General features: G+C 40.8%; 17 protein-coding genes. 16 read left to right on the top strand and 1 reads right to left on the bottom strand.

The genetic code is table 11. The features are described 5' to 3' along the window. Positions 1-753: 753 nt before the first annotated feature. The 14 genes from AC23P2_RS05860 (at position 754) to AC23P2_RS05795 (ending at position 16,606) form a co-directional block, all read left to right on the top strand. Positions 754-1,164: a hypothetical protein gene (locus AC23P2_RS05860; RefSeq protein WP_487772321.1), complete on the top strand. Its 411-nt coding sequence runs from the start codon at positions 754-756 to the stop codon at positions 1,162-1,164. A 10-nt stretch (positions 1,165-1,174) separates the two neighbouring features. Further along, the gene (locus AC23P2_RS05855; RefSeq protein ID WP_487772320.1) at positions 1,175-1,768 is read left to right on the top strand and encodes a TetR/AcrR family transcriptional regulator; all 594 of its coding nucleotides are present in this window, start codon (positions 1,175-1,177) and stop codon (positions 1,766-1,768) included. Position 1,769: 1 nt separating this feature from the next. Next, complete coding sequence (locus AC23P2_RS05850) at positions 1,770-2,231, top strand: hypothetical protein (RefSeq protein ID WP_487772319.1); 462 nt, start codon at positions 1,770-1,772, stop codon at positions 2,229-2,231. Next, positions 2,228-2,515 (top strand): cupin domain-containing protein, encoded by a 288-nt coding sequence (locus AC23P2_RS05845; RefSeq protein WP_487772318.1) that lies wholly within the window; start codon positions 2,228-2,230, stop codon positions 2,513-2,515. Before AC23P2_RS05850 ends, AC23P2_RS05845 begins: the two co-directional genes overlap by 4 nt. Before the next feature lie 13 nt (positions 2,516-2,528). Then, positions 2,529-3,863, top strand: a complete 1,335-nt coding sequence (locus AC23P2_RS05840; protein ID WP_487772317.1) for a TolC family protein — start codon at positions 2,529-2,531, stop codon at positions 3,861-3,863. A gap of 8 nt (positions 3,864-3,871) precedes the next feature. After that, the gene (locus AC23P2_RS05835; protein WP_487772316.1) at positions 3,872-4,942 is read left to right on the top strand and encodes an efflux RND transporter periplasmic adaptor subunit; all 1,071 of its coding nucleotides are present in this window, start codon (positions 3,872-3,874) and stop codon (positions 4,940-4,942) included. A 12-nt stretch (positions 4,943-4,954) separates the two neighbouring features. Further along, complete coding sequence (locus AC23P2_RS05830) at positions 4,955-8,047, top strand: efflux RND transporter permease subunit (protein WP_487772315.1); 3,093 nt, start codon at positions 4,955-4,957, stop codon at positions 8,045-8,047. 413 nt (positions 8,048-8,460) lie between these two features. Then, positions 8,461-9,108 carry a suppressor of fused domain protein gene (locus tag AC23P2_RS05825; RefSeq protein ID WP_487772314.1) on the top strand — a complete coding sequence of 216 codons (648 nt, stop codon included), beginning with the start codon at positions 8,461-8,463 and terminating at the stop codon, positions 9,106-9,108. Between the two features lie 292 nt (positions 9,109-9,400). Beyond that, complete coding sequence (locus tag AC23P2_RS05820) at positions 9,401-10,231, top strand: RpnC/YadD family protein (RefSeq protein ID WP_487772313.1); 831 nt, start codon at positions 9,401-9,403, stop codon at positions 10,229-10,231. A 350-nt stretch (positions 10,232-10,581) separates the two neighbouring features. Next, positions 10,582-11,025: an acyltransferase gene (locus AC23P2_RS05815; RefSeq protein WP_487772312.1), complete on the top strand. Its 444-nt coding sequence runs from the start codon at positions 10,582-10,584 to the stop codon at positions 11,023-11,025. Between the two features lie 93 nt (positions 11,026-11,118). Beyond that, positions 11,119-12,132: an SMP-30/gluconolactonase/LRE family protein gene (locus AC23P2_RS05810; protein ID WP_487772311.1), complete on the top strand. Its 1,014-nt coding sequence runs from the start codon at positions 11,119-11,121 to the stop codon at positions 12,130-12,132. Positions 12,133-12,308: 176 nt separating this feature from the next. Further along, on the top strand, positions 12,309-14,228 hold the full coding sequence (locus AC23P2_RS05805) for a penicillin-binding transpeptidase domain-containing protein (RefSeq protein WP_487772310.1): 1,920 nt from the start codon (positions 12,309-12,311) through the stop codon (positions 14,226-14,228). Positions 14,229-14,282: 54 nt separating this feature from the next. Beyond that, on the top strand, positions 14,283-15,569 hold the full coding sequence (gene rodA, locus AC23P2_RS05800; RefSeq protein ID WP_487772309.1) for a rod shape-determining protein RodA: 1,287 nt from the start codon (positions 14,283-14,285) through the stop codon (positions 15,567-15,569). Between the two features lie 14 nt (positions 15,570-15,583). Next, positions 15,584-16,606 carry a hypothetical protein gene (locus AC23P2_RS05795; protein WP_487772308.1) on the top strand — a complete coding sequence of 341 codons (1,023 nt, stop codon included), beginning with the start codon at positions 15,584-15,586 and terminating at the stop codon, positions 16,604-16,606. 63 nt (positions 16,607-16,669) lie between these two features. Here AC23P2_RS05795 and AC23P2_RS05790 read toward each other — a convergent pair whose 3' ends face one another. Further along, positions 16,670-17,422 carry a DUF4197 domain-containing protein gene (locus tag AC23P2_RS05790; RefSeq protein ID WP_487772307.1) on the bottom strand — a complete coding sequence of 251 codons (753 nt, stop codon included), beginning with the start codon at positions 17,420-17,422 and terminating at the stop codon, positions 16,670-16,672. A gap of 157 nt (positions 17,423-17,579) precedes the next feature. Here AC23P2_RS05790 and AC23P2_RS05785 point away from each other — a divergent pair, with 157 nt between their 5' ends. Both AC23P2_RS05785 and AC23P2_RS05780 read left to right on the top strand, forming a co-directional pair. Beyond that, positions 17,580-18,827 (top strand): competence/damage-inducible protein A, encoded by a 1,248-nt coding sequence (locus AC23P2_RS05785; protein WP_487772306.1) that lies wholly within the window; start codon positions 17,580-17,582, stop codon positions 18,825-18,827. 12 nt (positions 18,828-18,839) lie between these two features. Next, positions 18,840-20,165: a dihydrolipoamide acetyltransferase family protein gene (locus AC23P2_RS05780; RefSeq protein WP_487772305.1), complete on the top strand. Its 1,326-nt coding sequence runs from the start codon at positions 18,840-18,842 to the stop codon at positions 20,163-20,165. Positions 20,166-20,278 lie beyond the last annotated feature (113 nt).

Below are 20,278 nucleotides of genomic sequence, written 5' to 3'. Positions count from 1 at the left end.
ACCCTGCTTATAACCCTAGCTTAGCAGGCTTATAGCCTCTTCTCCTATTGACCTTTCCACTTACCTGCACTCAGTGGAATTTCTCAGCTTTTTGCACCATAACCCACCTTCGATTTTCCCAAATAAAATATTCGTTGAACTAGATGAGTAATTACGCACTTGTTTTTTACTTTTGGGGTAATTGTAGGCAATGTACTTGATAAAGGTGCAAACGGCAGCAGCGCGTAAGTGAAATTACCCCCAAAAGTTGAATCATTGCGTACAAAACATTAAAAATAGACGCCATACTAAACGACAACAAATATTTATAAGCGTTTGAAAACGATGGAGTGGCGTCTATCCAATCGTTATAAGCAAGCCTAAAGACGACAGTGCAACAATCAAACGGACACCAAAACGACCAGACTTTTGACTACCAAATAAATTCTCGGGCGACAAAAACTCGGTTGACAATTTCGCTGTAACTCGACACCGACCAGACCATTTTGCCGACACTAAAGCCAACGCAAGGTTTTAAATATTTTCCCACCACACATTTTAAAAAATAATTTTAGCCAGACCGCATTGGCACATTTGGGGTTTGCCCGCTCACACAACCCAACGCACAGGCAAACCCCAAATGTGCCAATTACCCACCGCACCAAGATGATTTTCGTCATATTTTAAAGTTTTCTCAAAAAAAAACTTGCAGGTATAAATAAAATAAGGTTATCTTTGTAAGCGAATATTCACTTACTTTAAAATATAAACAAGATGAACGGCAAAAACAATATCGCAATTGGCTTCCTGACAATGGGGCTATTTATGGCTTACGGCTTTCTATTAATCTACCTGCGTGACTTCGCTCCAGGTAAAGAAGAATGGGTAAACTCATACAGCGTAGGAAAGCATTTTGAAAGCAGACTGGCACACGTTCACGGTAACTTGTTCGCCTTTCTAAACATCCTAATTGGCTATTTCCTTCTACATTTCAGAGACAAACTTCAAAACGTGAAAGCTATTTCTTGGTTGGCACTTACAGGTTTATTAATGCCATTAGGAATATTAACAGAAGTGTATTTTGGCTTACCTCCTGCTTTAGTATTGATTGGTGCAATTTCAATGACCGCATCTGTAATTTGGTTAGGAGTTGCGTTTTTAAAAATGAAATTTATAACAGAATAAAATATATCAAATGACAACAGAAACAATTTCTGACAGACAACTCGAAATCATTGAAGCAGCAGGAAAAATATTGACTGCTTCGGGGATAAGTGGGCTAACAATTAAGAACTTGGCTAAGGAAATGAAATTTTCTGAAAGTGCCATTTACAGACACTTTGCTAGCAAGGAAGAAATCATTATTTCCTTACTCGAATATCTTGCTCAAAGTATGGATGAACGCTATACTAATGCGATTAAAAATGAACAATCGCCCGAAGAAAAATTCACAACGCTGTTTCAAAATCAATTTTCATTTTTTAAAAAGCATCCCCATTTTGTAGTGGCTGTTTTTTCTGACGGATTAATGGAAGAGAGCCAAAAAATCAATGAAGCTATCTCAAAAATAATGGGTGTAAAAATGAAGCACTTGATGCCAATTATTGCAGAAGGGCAACAAAAAAATGTGTTTACGAATTCTATAACTCCAGAAGAGTTAATGCACATTGTAATGGGTTCTTTCAGACTTCAAATGTACAAATGGAGGGTGGCTAACTTTCAATTTGACATCATCAGAAACGGAAATAACTTAATACAATCACTTTTAACAATCATAAAAACAAAATAAAATGAATAAATTAATCTTAACTTTTGCCGTAGGTGGCTTATTGCTATCCAGTTGTGGTAATTCCACAAACGAGAAATCAAATAATCAAACGGAAGTTGCCGAACATAATGATCATCATCACGATGATGAAAATGAAGCCATCGAACTTAACAATGGTGAAAAATGGCAAGTGGATGCTAATATGATAACTCATATTCGTAATATGGAAAATGATGTTGTTTCCTTTGCTAAGGTTGAGCAAAAAGATTACAAGTCATTATCAAAACAATTACAATCCAACATTGATTTACTTACCTCTAATTGCACAATGAAAGGCAAAGCACACGATGAACTGCATAAGTGGTTATTGCCCTACATTGATTTGGTAAAAGAACTTTCAGAAGCTAAAGACGAAACCGAAGCAGAAAAACAATTTCAAAATATTCAAACTTCATTCACAGCATTTAATCAATACTTCCAATGAACATAAAAGAATTACATACTCAAGAAAAACCAGTTTCAGCAACTTCTCTTTTTAAAAGTGAACTGGGCAATGCAACTGCCATACAAATTTTGCAAGGCGAGAAATTAAAAGAGCATATTACCAAAACACCAGCACTTTTGATTTGTGTGAAAGGAGAAGTGATTTTTGAAAATGAAAAAGGGATAAAAGAAAAACTATTATCGGGTGACTTTATAAATATAGAACCAATGGTAAAACATTGGGTCGAAGGAACAATTGAAAGTCAATTAATACTCATTAAGTAAAAAAATTTGACAAATGAAGTTAGCGAATATTTACAAACATTATGTTGCTCTATTACTGATAATAGGAGGCTTTCAATCTGCACAAGCACAAACTTGGACTTTGCAACAATGTATTGACACCGCACAGGTTCATAACAAAAACCTGCAAATGAGCAGAAACAATATGGCCATTGGTGATCAAAGAGAGAAAGAAGCCAAAGCCAATTTAATCCCAAAAGTCACAGCCAATGCGGATTACAAGTATTTTGCAAACCTCCCCTATCAGCTTTTACCAGTGAATGCTTTCAATCCTGCACTACCCGCAGGAGAATTCAGGGCTATGCAGTTTGGCGTTCCCCACAACATAAACGCAAACTTGCAACTTTCAATGCCTTTGTATAATCCACAAGTTTATGGAGCCATACAAACTACTAAAATTGCTTCGGAATTGACAGACTTGCAGTATCAAAAAACGGAGGAGCAAATCTATTTTGAAATTTCCAATTTGTATTACAATGCCCAAATCTTGCATCATCAATTGGCATTTATTGACAGTAATCTGATTAATGCAGAAAGGCTTCTGAAAAATATGCAATTGCTCAATGAACAATTGCTTGCCAAAGGAACAGATGTTAGCAAGGTGAAATTGCAAGTATCGCAATTAACCACCCAAAAGGAAACGATCAAAAGCAAATACGAGCAGGTTCTAAATGCGTTGAAATTTGCTATGGGTATTTCCATTGAACAAAATCTGCAAATTGAACCAAACATTCAATATCAAAACACAAATGAATACACTCCTGCATCAACCTTAGATATTCGAATAATAAAAACTCAAAACCGCTTATTATCAAGTGAACTCAACACACTCAACAAATCAAGGTTTTTGCCTTCGCTAAATCTGGTTGGAATGTATGGAACAACTGGCTTTGGTTATAACGGACAACCTGCATCTTTCCTTGATTTTTATCCGATTGGTTTTGCAGGTGTTCAATTGTCTTATCCATTATTTAATGGAACAGTTACACTGCGAAAAATAAATCAGAAAACGCTTGAACTCCGAAACAATGAACTTCAATTTGGAATGCTTACCGAGCAAAACAATGTGCAAGTTGAAAATGCCAAACAACAAAGAGAAGTCACTAAAAAAACGGTAGAAACTACAACCGAACAAATCAAATTGGCACAAACAATATATGAGCAAACCGTTCTTCAACAGAAACAAGGAACGGCAAGTTTAACAGATGTATTACTCGCAGACAATGCTTTGCGTGAAGCACAACAAACTTATCTATCTGCTGTAATTGAATACTTAAAAGCAGATTTAGAACTTAAAAAACTCACAGGAAATATTTCAATAATCAAATAATTATCACAATGAATACAAAATCATCAATCCTAAAAAAAGTGCTATACGTCATCATACCGTTGGCGATAATTGCAATTGTGGTAATTAAGTTGAAAACAAACAAGGAAATTGCGCAGAGTAAAGTGTATCAATACGATAAAGAACAAGCTATAAATGTTCAAGTAGATACATTGCAACTTGAAAATGTGAATGCAGAATTTTCTTATTCAGGCACATTTGAACCAAACAAGGAAACAAAAATAAGTGCCGAATTACAAGGAAAAATCAACACCATTTTAGTTGATGCTGGAAGCGTGGTAAGTAAAGGTCAAACTTTAATTCAATTGGATAATTCATTGCTGAAATTGCAACTGAAAACTATTGAAGTGCAAATAGAAGGATTGGAAGCAGATGTAAACCGCTATACCATTTTGGCTAAAGCAGATGCCATTCAAGGTGTTCAATTAGAAAAAGCAGAATTAGGTTTGAAATCTGCAAAAGTTCAGAAAGCAACTCTCTTGGAACAGATAAACAAAACCACAATCAAAGCACCTTTTAACGGAGTTGTTACTGCAAAATTAAGTGAAGAAGGAGCTTTTGCTGCACCAGGCGTTCCATTACTCCAAATTACGGACATTACAAGTTTAAAATTCACCGTAAATGTTCCCGAAAAAGATTTAAGCCAGTTCAAATTAAATCAAAGCTATTCTCTTTCTGCAGATGCTTATTCTGAAATTTTATTGACTGGAAAAACTACTATGATTGGCAGTAAAGCTAATATGGGCAGTAGTTTTCCTATTCAGTTTACGGTAAATAACACATCGGACTTGAAAATAAAATCTGGGATGTTTGGTAAAGTTCTACTCAAAAACGAAACGTCTGGAAAGGGAATTATCATACCGTCATCTGCCATACAAGGCACAGATAACCAACCACAGGTTTATGTTGTGAAAAATGGCAAAGCCCTTTTGCAAAACATCACTATTTCAAAAAAGACACAAAACAAAGCAGTTGTTTCAAATGGATTAAATGAAGGTGATGTAATTGTAACGAATGGCTTCAACAATCTTTTTGATGAGGCGAATATAACTGTTAAATAAAATCAGCGAAAAATGAATATTACAGAAATATCAATCAAACGTCCTTCGCTGATAATAGTGCTTTTCAGCGTGTTTACTTTATTAGGATTTATCGGGTATAAAAATTTGAGTTACGAGTTAATGCCCGACTTTAATCAGCCCGTAGTTGTAATTAAGACTGTTTACCCTGGTGCCGAACCAAACGAAGTAGAAACATCCGTTTCACGAAAAATAGAAGATGCTTTATCCAACTTGGAGGGTGTAGATTACTTGGTTACAAAATCATTGCCCAATGCTTCTATCATCATAGCCAATCTAAAATATGGGACAGATTTGGATAAGTCAATGCAAGATGCACAACGCTACATTGACAACATTCGCAAAGATTTGCCACAGGATATTTTAAGTCCTGTAATGAGTAAAGTTTCGCCTAATGATTTGCCAATAATGTCTATCAGTGCAACAAGTGATTTGTCTGCCACCGAGTTTTATCAAAAAATGAAAGATGATTATCTACCCCAAATTCAACAAATAAAAGGTGTAGCAGAGATTACTGTCTTAGGTGGAGAGGAAAGAGAAATCCAAGTAAAAATAAATCAAGACAAACTGAAATTGTATAAAATTTCAATGGTTCAGATTGTTGAAGCAATTAATCGTTCTGGCTTAGACTTACCAGCAGGAAAGGTGCAAACCGAAAAAGAAAGTAATTCAGTTCGTTTAACGGGAAAATTCACATCTATTGAGGATATTAAAAATATCCAAGTCGCTATGCCTGTTTTAGGAAGTCCAGTTTATGTAAAAGACATAGCAGATGTTATAGATGGCGTAAAGGAAACAACTTCTATCAGTCGCTACAACGGTAAAAACGGCATTGGTTTAATGCTGAAAAAACAAGGAGATGCAAACGCAGTAGATGTTTCAAAAGCCGTTCGGGAGAAATTTCAATCTATCGAACAACAAAATGCCAGTTCAGGTGTAAAATTTATTATTGCAGACGACAGCACCGATAACACAATTGCAGCAGTAAACTCCGTTGTTTTTGACTTGATTTTAGCGGTTCTGTTGGTGTCGTTAGTGATGCTTTTATTTCTACGAAGTTTTAGAAATTCATTAATCGTTTTGGTTGCCATTCCTACATCGTTGGTTACCGCCTTTGCTGTGATGTGGCTTTTGGGATACACCTTAAACCTAATGACCTTGCTTGCAATGTCGTTAATCATTGGTATTTTGGTAGATGATGCTACCGTAGTTTTAGAAAACATTCAAAAGCACTTAGATAAAGGAAAAGACAAACGAACTGCCGCAATGGATGGCAGAATGGAAATTGGCTTTGCTGCATTATCCATCACCTTGGTTGACGTTGTGGTTTTCTTACCCATTCTTTTTTTACAAGTATTTGTTGCTGATATGCTCAAGCAGTTTTCGGTTGTAGTAGTAACTTCTACTCTCACCAGTTTATTGGTTGGTTTTACTTTAACGCCTTGGATGGCTTCTCGTATTGGCAAAAAAGAAGACTTACAACCTACCAATTTTTTCAATCGCTTTTTACTATGGTTTGAAATTCAATTAGAAAACTTTAATGAATGGTATGGTCGCAGATTAGAATGGGTATTGTGCCATAAATTGGCTTTTACAGGTATCGTTATAGTGCTTTTTGCAATGACTTTAGGTATTATGAAACAAGGCATCATAGGTAAAGAATTAATTTCAACAGGTGACCAAGGCAAATTTAGAATGGCATTAGAATTTGATAAATCTACTTCCATTCAACAAAACAACTTAATTGCACAAAAAATTGAAACATACATTATTCAACAACCCGAAGTAGCAACAGTATTCAGCAATATTGGCGGACCAAGCACAGGCATTGGAAGTTTGGGTGTAGGTTCAGCAAATAAAACTGAATTTACAATTCAACTAAAATCCAAAAAGGAATTGAATAATTTACCTACTGAAACATTTATGAAAAATCTTCGGGAAGAACTAAAGTCAAAATTTCCGAGCATCAATTATTCAATGGCAGCATTGGGTTTAATTCCACGTTCGGCACCTATTGAAATTACGTTAAGTGGTAGCAATTTGGATTTGGTAATGAAAACAGGTGATGAACTAAAAACGGTAATTGAGAAAATTCCCGGTGCCGATAATGTCCGCTTATCCGTTGAAGCAGGTAGTCCCGAATACAAAATAATTCCTGATAAAGATAAAATGCAACGATTGGGTTTAACAACCGCTTATGTTGGAGTGAACCTAAGAACGGCCTTTACAGGAAATGATGATGCCACTTTAACCGAAAACGGAACGGAATATCCTGTGCGAATTTGGTTAGATGAATTTAGCAGACGAAATTTTGAAGATGTTCAACAACTATCAATTATTAACCCAATGGGGATACCAGTTGAAGTTTCACAATTTGCAAGCGTAGAGCAAGACAATTCTCCGTCACTATTAGAACGTAAAGACCGACAACCAGCAGTTACTTTGACAGCAGACGCATTAGGCAGACCATCGGGAACTGTAGCAGACGATGTAGTAGCGTATCTAAAAGACAATCCTTTACCAAGTAGTATACAAATGACTTGGGGTAGCGACATCAAAAGACAAAATGATAGTTTCGGAGCATTAGGTTCTGTTTTGCTCATTTCTTTTTTGCTGATTTACCTGATTATGGTCGCACTGTATGACAGTTTCGTATATCCGTTTGTAGTTTTGTTTTCTATTCCAGTTGCAGCGATTGGGGCATTTTTTGCTTTGAATTTGTCGTTAAGCAATTTGAGTTTATTCGCCTTATTGGGTTTGATTATGCTAATGGGACTGGTGGTAAAAAACGCTATTCTAATTGTTGATTTTACCAATCAACTAAAAGCCAATGGAAAACATTTTAAAGAAGCCTTAATCATAGCAGGAAAAGGACGTATGCGACCAATTCTAATGACAACGCTTTCAATGGTAGTTGGCATGCTTCCTATTGCAATGGCAACAGGAACAGCAGCAGAATGGAAAAACGGACTTGCTTGGGTTATAATTGGCGGACTTCTTTCATCTTTAATTTTGACTGTGTTTTTAGTGCCTATGGTCTATTATTTAGTTGACACAGCGAAAGAAAAAATAAACAGAAGAAAATAGCCATCGCACAGGTGTAAGCACATTTGCAATTCGCACAAGCCAACGCACAGTCCAAAAATTGCAAAAGAGCTTACACCTTTACCACCCAATGAAAAATTATTTTTTAAAATTCCCTTCCCTTCTAAAATTTTTAAAACCACTATCCACAACCGACACAAACAGCCCCATTCGCAACTCGACAACAACACTGAAACTCACAGCGGACAAGGACTTTACAACCTCGACAGACAGAAGGCCAGCTTATAACATCACCTATACGCAAGCAGGGGGGGCGTGCTTCGTAGGACAGAAAAGTGCTATATTTGAAGTTCAGTTCTTCGTAGGAAGTTCAGTGGTAAAAATCCCTGCCTGCGTATAGCTGAAAAACGTTAGCGGTAATGCTTAAAGACGACGTTTAAACACAAATAAAACCTATGAATTTAGAAGATTACAAAAAACAATTTGACGAAGATGACACAGTTGGCTGGGATTTTATCGACACAGAATTAGAGAAGATTTATTCTAAACAAGAACCTTTACATTTTGCACCAACACTTCACTATGCACTTGGCGGAGAAGAACCACTTGACGGAATTAGTGTTTATAAAAGTGACAAACAAACGAAACATTTTCACTTTGTAACCTATGGTTTTTCTGAACTTTATTATGACGAAGAAAGTGCTGGAGGAGATTTTAGCAAATATGGATTTGAGTTGACTTTCAGATTGAAAATGGAGAGAGAAGATGATAATATAAATTGGGCTTGTAATCTTTTACAAAACCTCGCAAAATATGTCTTTAAATCTGGAAAATGGCTTGAAGAACTTCATTTTATTCCTGCAAATGGGCCAATAAGAAGTGGATTTGACACAGAAATAACTGCATTAGCTTTTGTACTTGACCCTGAACTTAAAAAAATAGGAACGCCACACGGAGAAGTTATGTTTTTACAAATGGTTGGTTTGACAACCAACGAATACGAAGAACTAAAACAAAATCCAAATACAAACGAAACAAAAAAATTAATTGAAAAATTAAAACAGGATAACGGACTTTTAATAACTGACTTGAGCCGAAAATAGCACTACCGCTAATAACTAAGCTTTCGTGGTGGCCGAAGGCCAAGCCATGAAGTCCCGAAAGCGCTCGGGATTGAACGAAACTCGGGCGGGCGGCCAGCCTGGCGGTGAGAGCTCACCAAACCCTTTTCTTTTGTTATGGAGTTATTGTCGATCTAGCAACTACCCGCGTTGTTCGTTGTCTTCCGTAGAGAGACTGGGAACGCAAAATAAATAGAGTGTTTGTAACACGGTGAGTGTCAAAGTAGTTGCTCATTTGTACTTTTAAATTGCTGCTTTTATATAACTTTGCTTCATGGAGGCAAAAAAGAAAAAACGCCAATCAAGTGGGCGGCAACCCGCACAATACGACAAGATTTTCAAAGAGAATATTGAAGCCGTAATTTCGAGTATCATGCAAAATGTGCTTGAAATTACTGCTGTTTCTATAGAAGAATTGCCCGATGACATTCAACACACCAAAGAGCGAAAGCCCGATGTACTCAAAAAAGTAACTGATACCAAGGGAGATACTTTTGTACTTCAAATTGAGTTTCAAGTGAAAGACGAGCCAAAAATGGTTTATCGAATGGCAGAGTATTTTATCATGCTTGAAAGAAAATATGAGTTGCCTATCAAGCAATTCGTAATCTTTCTTGGATCAGACAATCCAAAAATGCCAACCGAAATTGACAGAGAACGATTAAAATTCAGCTACCCGCTTATTGCACTTTCCAGGCTTGACTATCACATTTTCCTTAACTCGGATAAACCAGAAGAAATTATCTTGGGTATTTTGGCGAACTTCAAAGGCGAAAACCCCGAAAATGCTCTAAAACAGATACTCGTGCGTATCAAAGAAACTACCAAAGGAGATTTTTCGTTAAATAGATACTTTAATCAGTTGCGAGTTTTAGCGCAACTCCGTAACTTAGAGTTAAATTTAAAAAACGCTATGGACAGCATCGCAGAATACATCAAAGAAGAAAGAGATGTACTTTATCTTCGTGGACAAGAGAAGGAAAAAGCAAAGTTTGTTACATACCTCATTAGAGAAGGCAACAAAACTTTTGAGCAAATCGCAGATATTGCCGATACTACGGTGGACTTTGTTAAAGCCGTTTATCAGAAACTCACTAGCAAATAGACATTCGGAGGGCTTTTGTATCCCCGCTCGTGACAACTATTACAAGGCTTCCAGCCTTTTTCCGCAACTTGGGCTAGAAGCCTGAAAATAATCAGCACGAGGTAGAACCTCGCGCTAACAATTACTATTTGCAGAAGCGATATAAGCTACTAATACACTAAAATTTATGCGCAACTACTTCAAGCCATTTTCTGGGATTAGCGTATAAATTCCCCTATCCCCAAAATCACACATCGTCAGGGGCAGCATTTCGATGGCAACAGACATTGCTTTTTGGCCGAAAAGAAGTACTTTACCAGTCTGTGACAAACAGGTCAATAAACATAAAACCACTAAGCGAAAGATACTGAATGAAATTGTCCGAATACGTAAAAAAGAGAAATGGGGTTCCAATTGGAAATTCAAGCTCACTTCAAAATAATTTACAAAGGTCGCTTGGAGCCAAAAACTTTTCTACTTTTTGGCATTTTTGGAATCCTATTTTTGGCTATTATTTAGGTCTAAAAATATTCAAACCACTTAAAAAAGTACTTCCAGCTAGATTGTCATTAGTTTTGACATTTGTCTTCTGCGGTTTTATTCACGATTTAGTCACGACTTTGGTAAGAGGAAGGCTTTCATTATTTTTTTCTGTTTGGTTTCTTTTAATGGGAATAGCCGTCGCAGTTTCAAAATTTATACACTACGATTTTTCAAATAAAAAATGGTTTTTTAGGACTTTTATCAACTTGTCCATCATTGGCTTATGTTTGTACCTAACAAACTATTTAAACCAAGTATTTAAGTATTATTAATCCCGATGGCGCTATCACGCGCTATTTTACTTCACCATTAAATCCCATCAGTTTTTTGCTTTTCTGGACATTGAGACTCTAAACCTATCAACCATGACTTTCTTTCAACGATGGGCGGTGGCGGCCTTGGTTTTTGCCAGCCCCCAACTTCTGGCGCAGTCGAGCTACCCTGCTCTTGGCAAAATCGTCCGCAACGACCCACGACTCGATGCCTTGGTCGCCCCTGATGCCAAAATCGAAGTCCTTGCCTCGGGCTTCATCTGGGCAGAAGGCCCCGTGTGGGTCAAGTCCCAAAACTGTTTGCTGTTTTCGGATGTGCCCGCCAACACCATTTTTAAATGGAGCGTCAAAGAAGGACTTACTACTTTTTTGAAACCTTCGGGCTTCACGGGAGCAGGCACCTACGGCGACGAACCTGGCAGCAACGGCCTCACCCTCGACCAGCAGGGTCGCCTCATCGCAGCCGAGCACGGCGACCGTCGGATTTCGGCCATGCCGTTGTCCAATGCAGGCAAACGAACGGTAGCCGATAATTTTCAAGGAAAACGTTTCAACAGTCCCAACGACGTGGTGCAACATTCGAGTGGAGCTTATTATTTTACCGACCCACCTTACGGAATGCCCCTCAAACACAACGACCCCACCCGCGAAATTGACTGGTTTGGGGTGTACCGCGTAAGCAACGACGGCAAAGTGACGTTGCTGACCAAAGAAATGACCCGCCCCAACGGCTTGGCTTTCTCGCCCGACGAAAAAACGCTCTACGTTGCTCAGTCAGACCCTGACAAAGCCATCGTCATGGCCTTTCCCGTGCTTGCTGATGGCTCGGTTGGCACAGGAAAAGTGCTTTATGACGCCACTCCGATGGTGAAGCAAGGCTTAGCGGGGCTACCCGACGGACTCAAAACTGACCAGCAAGGCAACCTCTGGTGTACGGGGCCAGGAGGCGTCCTAATCATTACGCCAACGGGGCAGTTATTAGGCCGAATCGACACGGGTGAAGCCACCGCCAACTGCGGCTGGGGAGACGACGGCACTACCTTGTACATCACCGCCGATATGTACCTGTGCCGCATCAAAACCAAGGTAAAAGGAGCGGGTTGGTAGGCCACAAAACTTTAAAAATCACAATAAAAAAAGAAGGCCAAAAGCCTTCTTTTTTTATTGAATATCTTCTCAAAATTTCTTGTAAATCGCTTAAAACCTACGAACTTTGTAAAGTAATTACTTGTCTATACAACAAGAAGTCAGCGAGAAAATAATACGATAAAACCATTAGTTAGATGTCTGAGATTAGAAAATTTTATGTTTATGGGTTGTTTGTGGTGGTAGGAATGATTTTTCTATTTCGACTATTATACCTCCAAGTTCTTGACAATACGTACGAAACCGCGAGTAACTCCATCCGTGCCATTCCCGATGTACCGATGCGCGGCCAAGTCTATGACCGCAATGGGAAACTGATTGTTTTCAACACCCTCGTATATGACTTATACGTGACGCCAAGCAAAGTGAGAGTGGCCGACACGTTGGCGCTTTGCAATTTATTCAAAATAACACGCCCTAAATTTGATAGCCTAATGCAAGCGGCCAGAACTTTTTCTTACCGCAAGCCTTCCCTTTTTCTTCGTCAGCTTTCAAAGCAAGAGTTTGCCCGCATTCAGGATGCGTTGGTGGACTACCCTGGGTTCGACTACCAAAAAAGTTCGATACGCACCTACTCTGCCCCTACCCTTGCGCACGCCCTTGGGTATGTGAGCGAAATTTCCAAAAAACAATTGGACGACCAAGAATACCCTTACTACCGTCAAGGAGACTTGGTTGGACAAAGTGGTTTAGAAAAATTTTATGAAGAGCAGCTGCGCGGTCGCCGAGGAGTGCGCTATGTCATGCAGGATGTAAATGGCGTTGACAAAGGCTCTTGGAAAAACGGAGAAATGGATACCGTAGCCTTGGCAGGTCAAAACCTCTTTACAAGTATCGACTTAGATTTGCAGCAATACGTCGATAGTTTGATGCTACACAAAGCAGGTGCTGTGGTGGCCATTGAGCCTTCTTCGGGCGAAGTGATTGCGATTACTTCTGCGCCAAGCTACGACCCTGCGCTGTTTGCTACCCGCGATTTTTCCAAAAACTACGCCGCACTTCAAAAAAACCCTTACCGACCGCTCTATAACCGCGCCGTGATGGGAAGCTACCGTCCTGGTTCAACTTTTAAGACCGTTCAGGCATTGGTCGCCATGCAAGAGGGTGTCATTGGCCCTGGGAGTGTATTTAGCCACGCAGGAGCACCGATGAAATGCCACGGTCACGGAGGGCTTTCAGGTGTACACAGCGCCATTCAGTGGTCATGTAACCCCTATTTTTACCACGTTTTCCGTCGGATGATTTATGCCAATGCCGAGAAAAACACGTTTAAGGCTTCCTCTATTGGCCTTAAAAAATGGCACGAATACACCGAAAAATTTGGATTTGGACAAAAACTTGGTGTGGATTTACCCAGCGAAGCCAAAGGGGTACTTCCTGGGGTTGATTACTACGACAAACGCATTGGCAAAAACCAATGGCGTTTTGGACAAATTTATTCGTTGAGTATCGGCGAAGGTGAATTGCTTATTACGCCGCTAAAATTGGCCAACTTAGCCGCCACGATTGCCAACCGCGGTTGGTTCAAAATTCCGCACTTGGTGAAAGGCGTTGGAAAAAACAATAACCCACTTCCCGAATACAACGAAAAGCACGAAACAGGGGTTGCCCGTTATTATTATGAACCCGTCGTGAATGGCATGGAAATGGCCGTCGTTCGTGGTACAGTGTCACGGGGAGCGTTAATTCCAGGTATCCAAATGTGTGGCAAGACAGGAACTTCACAAAACAAAAAAGGAAAAGACCACTCTATTTTTATCGCTTTTGCCCCCAAAGACAACCCCAAGATTGCCATTGCAGTGTTTGTTGAAAATGCAGGATTTGGAGGGTTTGCAGCTGCTCCTGTGGCTTCTTTGGCCATCGAACGTTACCTCAATGGGCACGTTCAACGAAAAGCCTACGAACAAGAATGGAAAAATAAAAACTTCCTTCAAAACGTAATTCTTCCTCGTTCGCAACAACCAAAACCCAAAAATGTTGCTCCTACTCCCCTCAAACCAGAGGCAACGATTGTCCACCAAACAGCCCCAAAAAGCACAGCAGTTCCTGCACCTTAGGCTCTTCTGGGTTTACACCTTGGTTATTTATTATTGATTTTTTGAAACGACATTATGGCTCGTAACGAACAAAATATTATTCAAAATTTGGATTGGCTGTCGGTCTTGATTTACGCAGCATGTGTTTCAATGGGTTTGTTCAACGTCTATGCTTCCGTGTATGACCCCGAAGAACAAACCAAGCTTTTTGACCTTTCCAACAACGCAGGACGCCAATTTATGTTTATTGGTACGTCAGCGCTCATTGTCATTGCAATTTTGGTCATCGACCACAAATTTTGGGAGGTCTTCGCACCTTTCATTTATGGCGCATGTATCTTGCTTCTTTTGGTCGTATTAGTGGTTGCTACCGACATCAAAGGCTCCAAATCATGGATTAAATTTGGGTCATTTTCGCTCCAACCCGCCGAATTTGCCAAAACTGGAACGGCCCTGCTCCTGTCCCAATTCATTACCCAACCCCACATTAACCTATCGCGTTGGAAAGACATTGCTTGGACGGCAGGCATTATTTTACTACCAATGGTGCTCATTGTGGCTTCCAAAGAAGTGGGTTGTGCCCTCGTATTTGTCTCGTTTCTGATTGTACTTTACCGTGAAGGTCTTCCAGGCATTTACCCTTCCATTGTCTTGGTTGCCATCGTGTTATTCATTTTATCGCTGTTTTTCTCCCCTCTATACATTTCGCTAGGGTTGGCTTTGTTTGGACTTTTGGTCTATTACTTCATCATTCCTCGGTACGACCGCACTAAAAAAACGGCCATCAACCTCGTCGTCATTTTTGGATTAATGATGTTTTTTACGACCAGTGTAGAGTTTTTGGTCAACAACGTCCTCCAAACCCACCACCGCAACCGTATCAAAGTATTGGTTGATCCAAAATTAGACCCCACTGGCATTGGCTGGAACGTAACTCAATCCAAGATTGCCATCGGTTCAGGACGGCTTTGGGGAAAAGGGTTCTTAGATGGAACACAAACCAAATTTAACTTTGTACCCGAACAACACTCCGATTTTATCTTTTGTACCATTGGCGAAGAACACGGTTTTATCGGCAGCGCAGCCGTAGTTTTATTACTGCTTGGGCTCATGTGTCGGGTTGTATTTTTGGCCGAACGACAGCGAACGCGCTTCGCAAGAGCGTACGGCTATTGCGTGGCAGGCATTTTGTTTTTCCACTTTTTGGTCAATATTGGCATGACAATCGGACTCATGGTCGTCATCGGAATCCCACTGCCGTTTTTTAGCTACGGGGGTTCTTCGATGTGGTCCTTTACGATTCTGTTGTTTATTTTTCTTAAATTAGACGCGCAGCGGCCTTATACGCTGTCGCGAACCTAATTTCCTCCATCAACATGGCCTTTATTGCCAACAAAAAAAAACCGTTTAAAATCAACAAAGAGCTTCGCAATTACCTCGAAAGTTACAACCGAGAAGTGGCGTTGCCGATTGACTACAGCTACTTATTACGATACGAAAACGCCATTCCGCTTTACGACAAAAAAGGGACTGATACGCTTTGGGAGACAGTTTTTTATTCGTACAGCGAGATTGATGAAATTTACGACGCCCTCAAAACCATTTACGCCGATCTCCGTGCCGACGGGGATTTGTCGGTGATGAAGCACTTGTATGTGGACCGCGTGGACGTTTGTTCGTACGGTAATTCTCGTCCTTTTCGGGTGCGAATTGTCAATAAAGTGAACGATAACTTTGATTATTTTTACATCAAAAACGCCGATTCGTCGCGGATTTATGGACTTGAATTAGAGCACATTCTTTCGCCCAACCGAATCAGTTATATGACCAGCGGAGATACGTTGGTGGAGGAACATATTGCGGGGATTCCTGGGGATATGTTTATCAAAAACTACCTCAATGAGCCGAACCTTAACGCCATTCGTTTTTGCAAAGAGTTTGTCAAATTCAACGAACGCTGCTTTGTGCGGTTGTTGGGCGATATGCACTCCAGTAATTTTGTGGTGGATATTACCCCTGACTTTGAAGAAATTTATTACCGTATCCGCTCCATTGACTTTGACCAACAATCGTACGAGGGTAAAAAAGCGGTGTACTTACCTCAATATTTCAAGCAAAACAACGCCATCATTGAATTGGGAATGAAGTGCCTGACCAATGAAAGTGTGCTTCAATACCAGCGAGAAGAACGTTCGCTGATTGCGGGGAGGATTCGGGTGGAGCGTTCACGGATTCAGGATTTGATGAACGTGATGATGGAAGACCAAATTTGCCTTCCTGATAACTTAAACCAGCTAAAAACAGAACTCGCCCAACACTATCGAAACAACAGCTTTTTGCAGTGTCGAAGCATGGGCGAGGTCGTGATGAAAAGCTTGGAATTGGTTTTGGCACATTAGGCAAATAGCAAATTTGCTCTTTGCACACTTGCCCCTTGCTTACTTGCCTTTTGAAACCCTTCCCTACTGCTGTCCAAAAACTTTTTTCAACAATTCGGTAGCACGGGCAACGGGGTCTTTACGGATTTTACGTTCTTCCTGGGCAATTAGTACATACAAACCATCGACGGCTTTTTGGGTAGCGTACTGTTTCAAATCAGGATTGATTTTCTTCACCAAAGGAATTTTATTGTAAGCTGTAATCAAATCTGCGTAGTATTTGGTGGTATTGTTGAGTTTTAATGTGCTGTCAACCACGGGATAAAACTGCTTGTACAAATCGGTGCTTGTAGTGCGTTTCAAATAACTTGTAGCAGCCGTCGAATCTCCCTTCAAAATCCCCAAGGCATCCTGAATACTCATCGACGTGATGGCCTTCACAAAAATAGGTTTAGATTTTTTGGCGGCATCCTCAGCCGCGCGGTTCAATGACAACAAGAAGCGATCTACCTCATTTCCTAAACCAGCTTTTCGCAAAGTCGTCTCAACTTTCTGAATGTCAGAAGGGAATGGGATTCTAATAAGGGTATTTTTGTAATAACCATCTACCGCCGAAGCCTGTGCCGAACCGTTTGAAATCCCTACTGTAAGGGCTTCTTTGAGTCCTTGGACAATTTCGTCATTGGTCAGGCTCGTGCCTCCTTTTGTTACGTCGGTGATGGCCGTTTCGGCTTTTTTTAACAAATCCCCAAACGTACTTTTTTTCTTGGGCTGATCTTGGGCATACACACTCGTTCCGAGTACAAATGCCGCACAAACGCTAATAATAGATTTCATGGACAAAAAATGTGGGTTTTAATTGGTCTAACCTTTGGACAAAAATGTTTAGAGCTAGTAACATCATTGCTCTGTTTATATTTTCAAACCTAAAGCACTGGTACAACGTTCATACCAAAAGAGAATTTTGTCTAACTTTGAAAAAAAATTAGAATACATGGTCAGAGCAGAAGTAATCACGATTGGCGACGAAATATTGTTTGGACAAATCACAGATACCAACACCCAATGGATAGGCACCGAACTCACTAATATTGGCATACGGCCCATCCGAAAATCATCGGTGGGTGATACCGAAGCCGCCATTTTGGAAGTATTGGCAGAAGCCGAAGCCAGGGCAGATGTCATCCTAATTACGGGAGGTTTGGGGCCTACTAAAGACGACATTACGAAAACAACGATGTGCAAATACTTTGATACGGAGCTGGTTATCAATGAACATGCTTTGGAAATCATCACGTCGTTTTTTGTAAAACGGGGTCGTCCCATGACGGAGCTCAATCGGCAACAAGCGGCATTACCCAAAGCTTGTACCTACATTCCCAACTATTGGGGAACAGCGCCAGGCATGTGGTTTGAGCGCAACGGCAAAGTTTTTATTTCGATGCCAGGGGTTCCGTTCGAGATGAAAAACCTCATGTCCAACGCCATTTTACCCAAGCTCAAGGAGTTTTTTGAAACCCCCGTCATTCAGCATAAAATGATGCGAACGGTGGGAATTGGGGAGTCGTTTTTGGCCGAACGCATCGAAGCGTGGGAAGATGCGCTTCCCCCCCACATTCGTTTGGCTTACTTGCCTAGCTTTGGCCAAGTAAAGTTGCGCCTCACGGCCACAGGTACCGATGCCGAGCAGCTCAAAGCTGAAAATCAAGCACAAGTGGACAAGATTCTTCCGTTGATTCAAGAATTCGTTTTTGGGTTTGACGACGATGAAATGGAAACGGTCGTTGGGCGTTTATTGAAGGAACGAGGTGAAACAGTTGCCACTGCCGAGAGTTGCACGGGAGGATATGTATCTCACTTACTTACTAAAATCCCTGGGTCTTCTCATTATTTTATGGGAGGAATCGTGAGTTATAGCAACGAAGTTAAAATAAACCAATTGGGCGTAAAACCAGAAACGCTGGCCGAGTTTGGCGCCGTAAGCGAAGCCACTGTGATTGAAATGTCGGAAGGAGTTCGTCAGCGCTTGGGAACCACCTACGGCATAGCCGCAAGTGGCATCGCAGGGCCAGACGGTGGCTCAGACGAAAAACCCGTAGGCACCATCTGGATTGCCTGCGCTGGGCCTTCAGGCACCGTAACTCAAAAATTACAACTTGGCAAATTCCGTGAACAGAACATCCAATACACGGGGATTTACCTTTTGAATGTACTTAGAAAACAGATTTTGGCGAATCGATAAACATCAACAAAAATGGCAATAGTAGAAATGGTGATGCCTCGCATGGGTGAGAGTGTCATGGAATGTACCGTCATTGGCATCTTAAAAAAAGTAGGCGACCGCGTCGAAGCCGACGATTCGGTGATGGAAGTAGCTACGGATAAAGTCGATACGGAAGTTCCTACTCCTTACGGTGGCGTCATTGCAGAAATTTTAGTAAATGAGGGCGATGTCGTTCCCGTCGGAAATGCCATTATTCGGATTGAAACCAATGGTTCGGTGGCTGTTCCCGTGGCTGAGGAGTCGCAAGAAGTACAAACCCTTGAAAAAGAAATCGAAACCGTTACTCAGTCGTTGGTAGCCAATGTCCAGCCTTCCTCTTCAACGCATACAACAAGCGAAGTAGTTGGTACTCGGTTTTATTCTCCTTTGGTACAAACCATCGCTAAAATGGAAGGCGTATCCCTCCAAGAACTAGAACAAATTGCAGGGACAGGGGCTGAAAATCGCGTTACTAAAAAGGACATTTTAGACTATTTGGCTAATCGTGGTTCTAGTCCACAGTCCGTGGCAAAACAGGAAACAGGAGCTGGATTCCTCCTTCGTCGGAATGACAAAGAACAGGAAACTGGAAACAAAATCCCACAAGGAGTCGAAGTGATTCCGATGGACCGAATGCGGAAGATGATTGCGGAACGAATGGTGGAATCGAAGCGAATTTCGCCGCACGTTTCATCTTTTGTGGAAACCGACATGACCAACGTGGTTTTGTGGCGCAATCAAATCAAGGATGAATTTAAACGCCAAACGGGCGAAGGATTGACCTTTACCCCACTTTTGATTGAAGCGGTTGTAAAAGCCATCAAAGATTTTCCGTTAATTAATATATCGGTAGAAGGAGATACTATCCTCAAAAAGAGAGACATCAACGTCGGGATGGCCGTTGCTTTGCCAAGCGGTAACCTCATTGTTCCCGTTATTCACAACGCCGACCAATACAGTTTGATTGGACTTGCCAAAAAAGTCAACGACTTGGCCAACCGTGCTCGTCAAAACAAACTGACCGCCGACGACCTTGCGGGAGGCACTTATACTGTTTCAAACATTGGCACATTTGGAAACATCATGGGCACGCCCATCATTCTCCAACCACAAGTAGCCATCATGGCGTTTGGAGCCATTCAGAAACGCCCCGTGGTTATCGAAACTCCCCAAGGCGATGTCATCGGCATTCGTAGCATGATGTACATTTCTCACTCGTACGACCACCGTGTGGTTGATGGTGCTTTGGGAGGAATGTTTGTCAAACGAGTAAGCGACTACCTTTCTGAATTTGACTTGAATCGGAAGTTGTTTTAAGCGTTTTACGCCACTTCCTAAATTGCGTCAGAGACGCTAGGCCATTTTCGCCCCGACGTCCTATCATTTTTCGCGTCAGAGACGCTAATCCATTTTCGCCCCGACGAGACGTC

The organism is Runella sp. R0.1_18, assembly GCF_057652155.1.
This window is presented reverse-complemented; position numbering and strand designations above follow the sequence as displayed.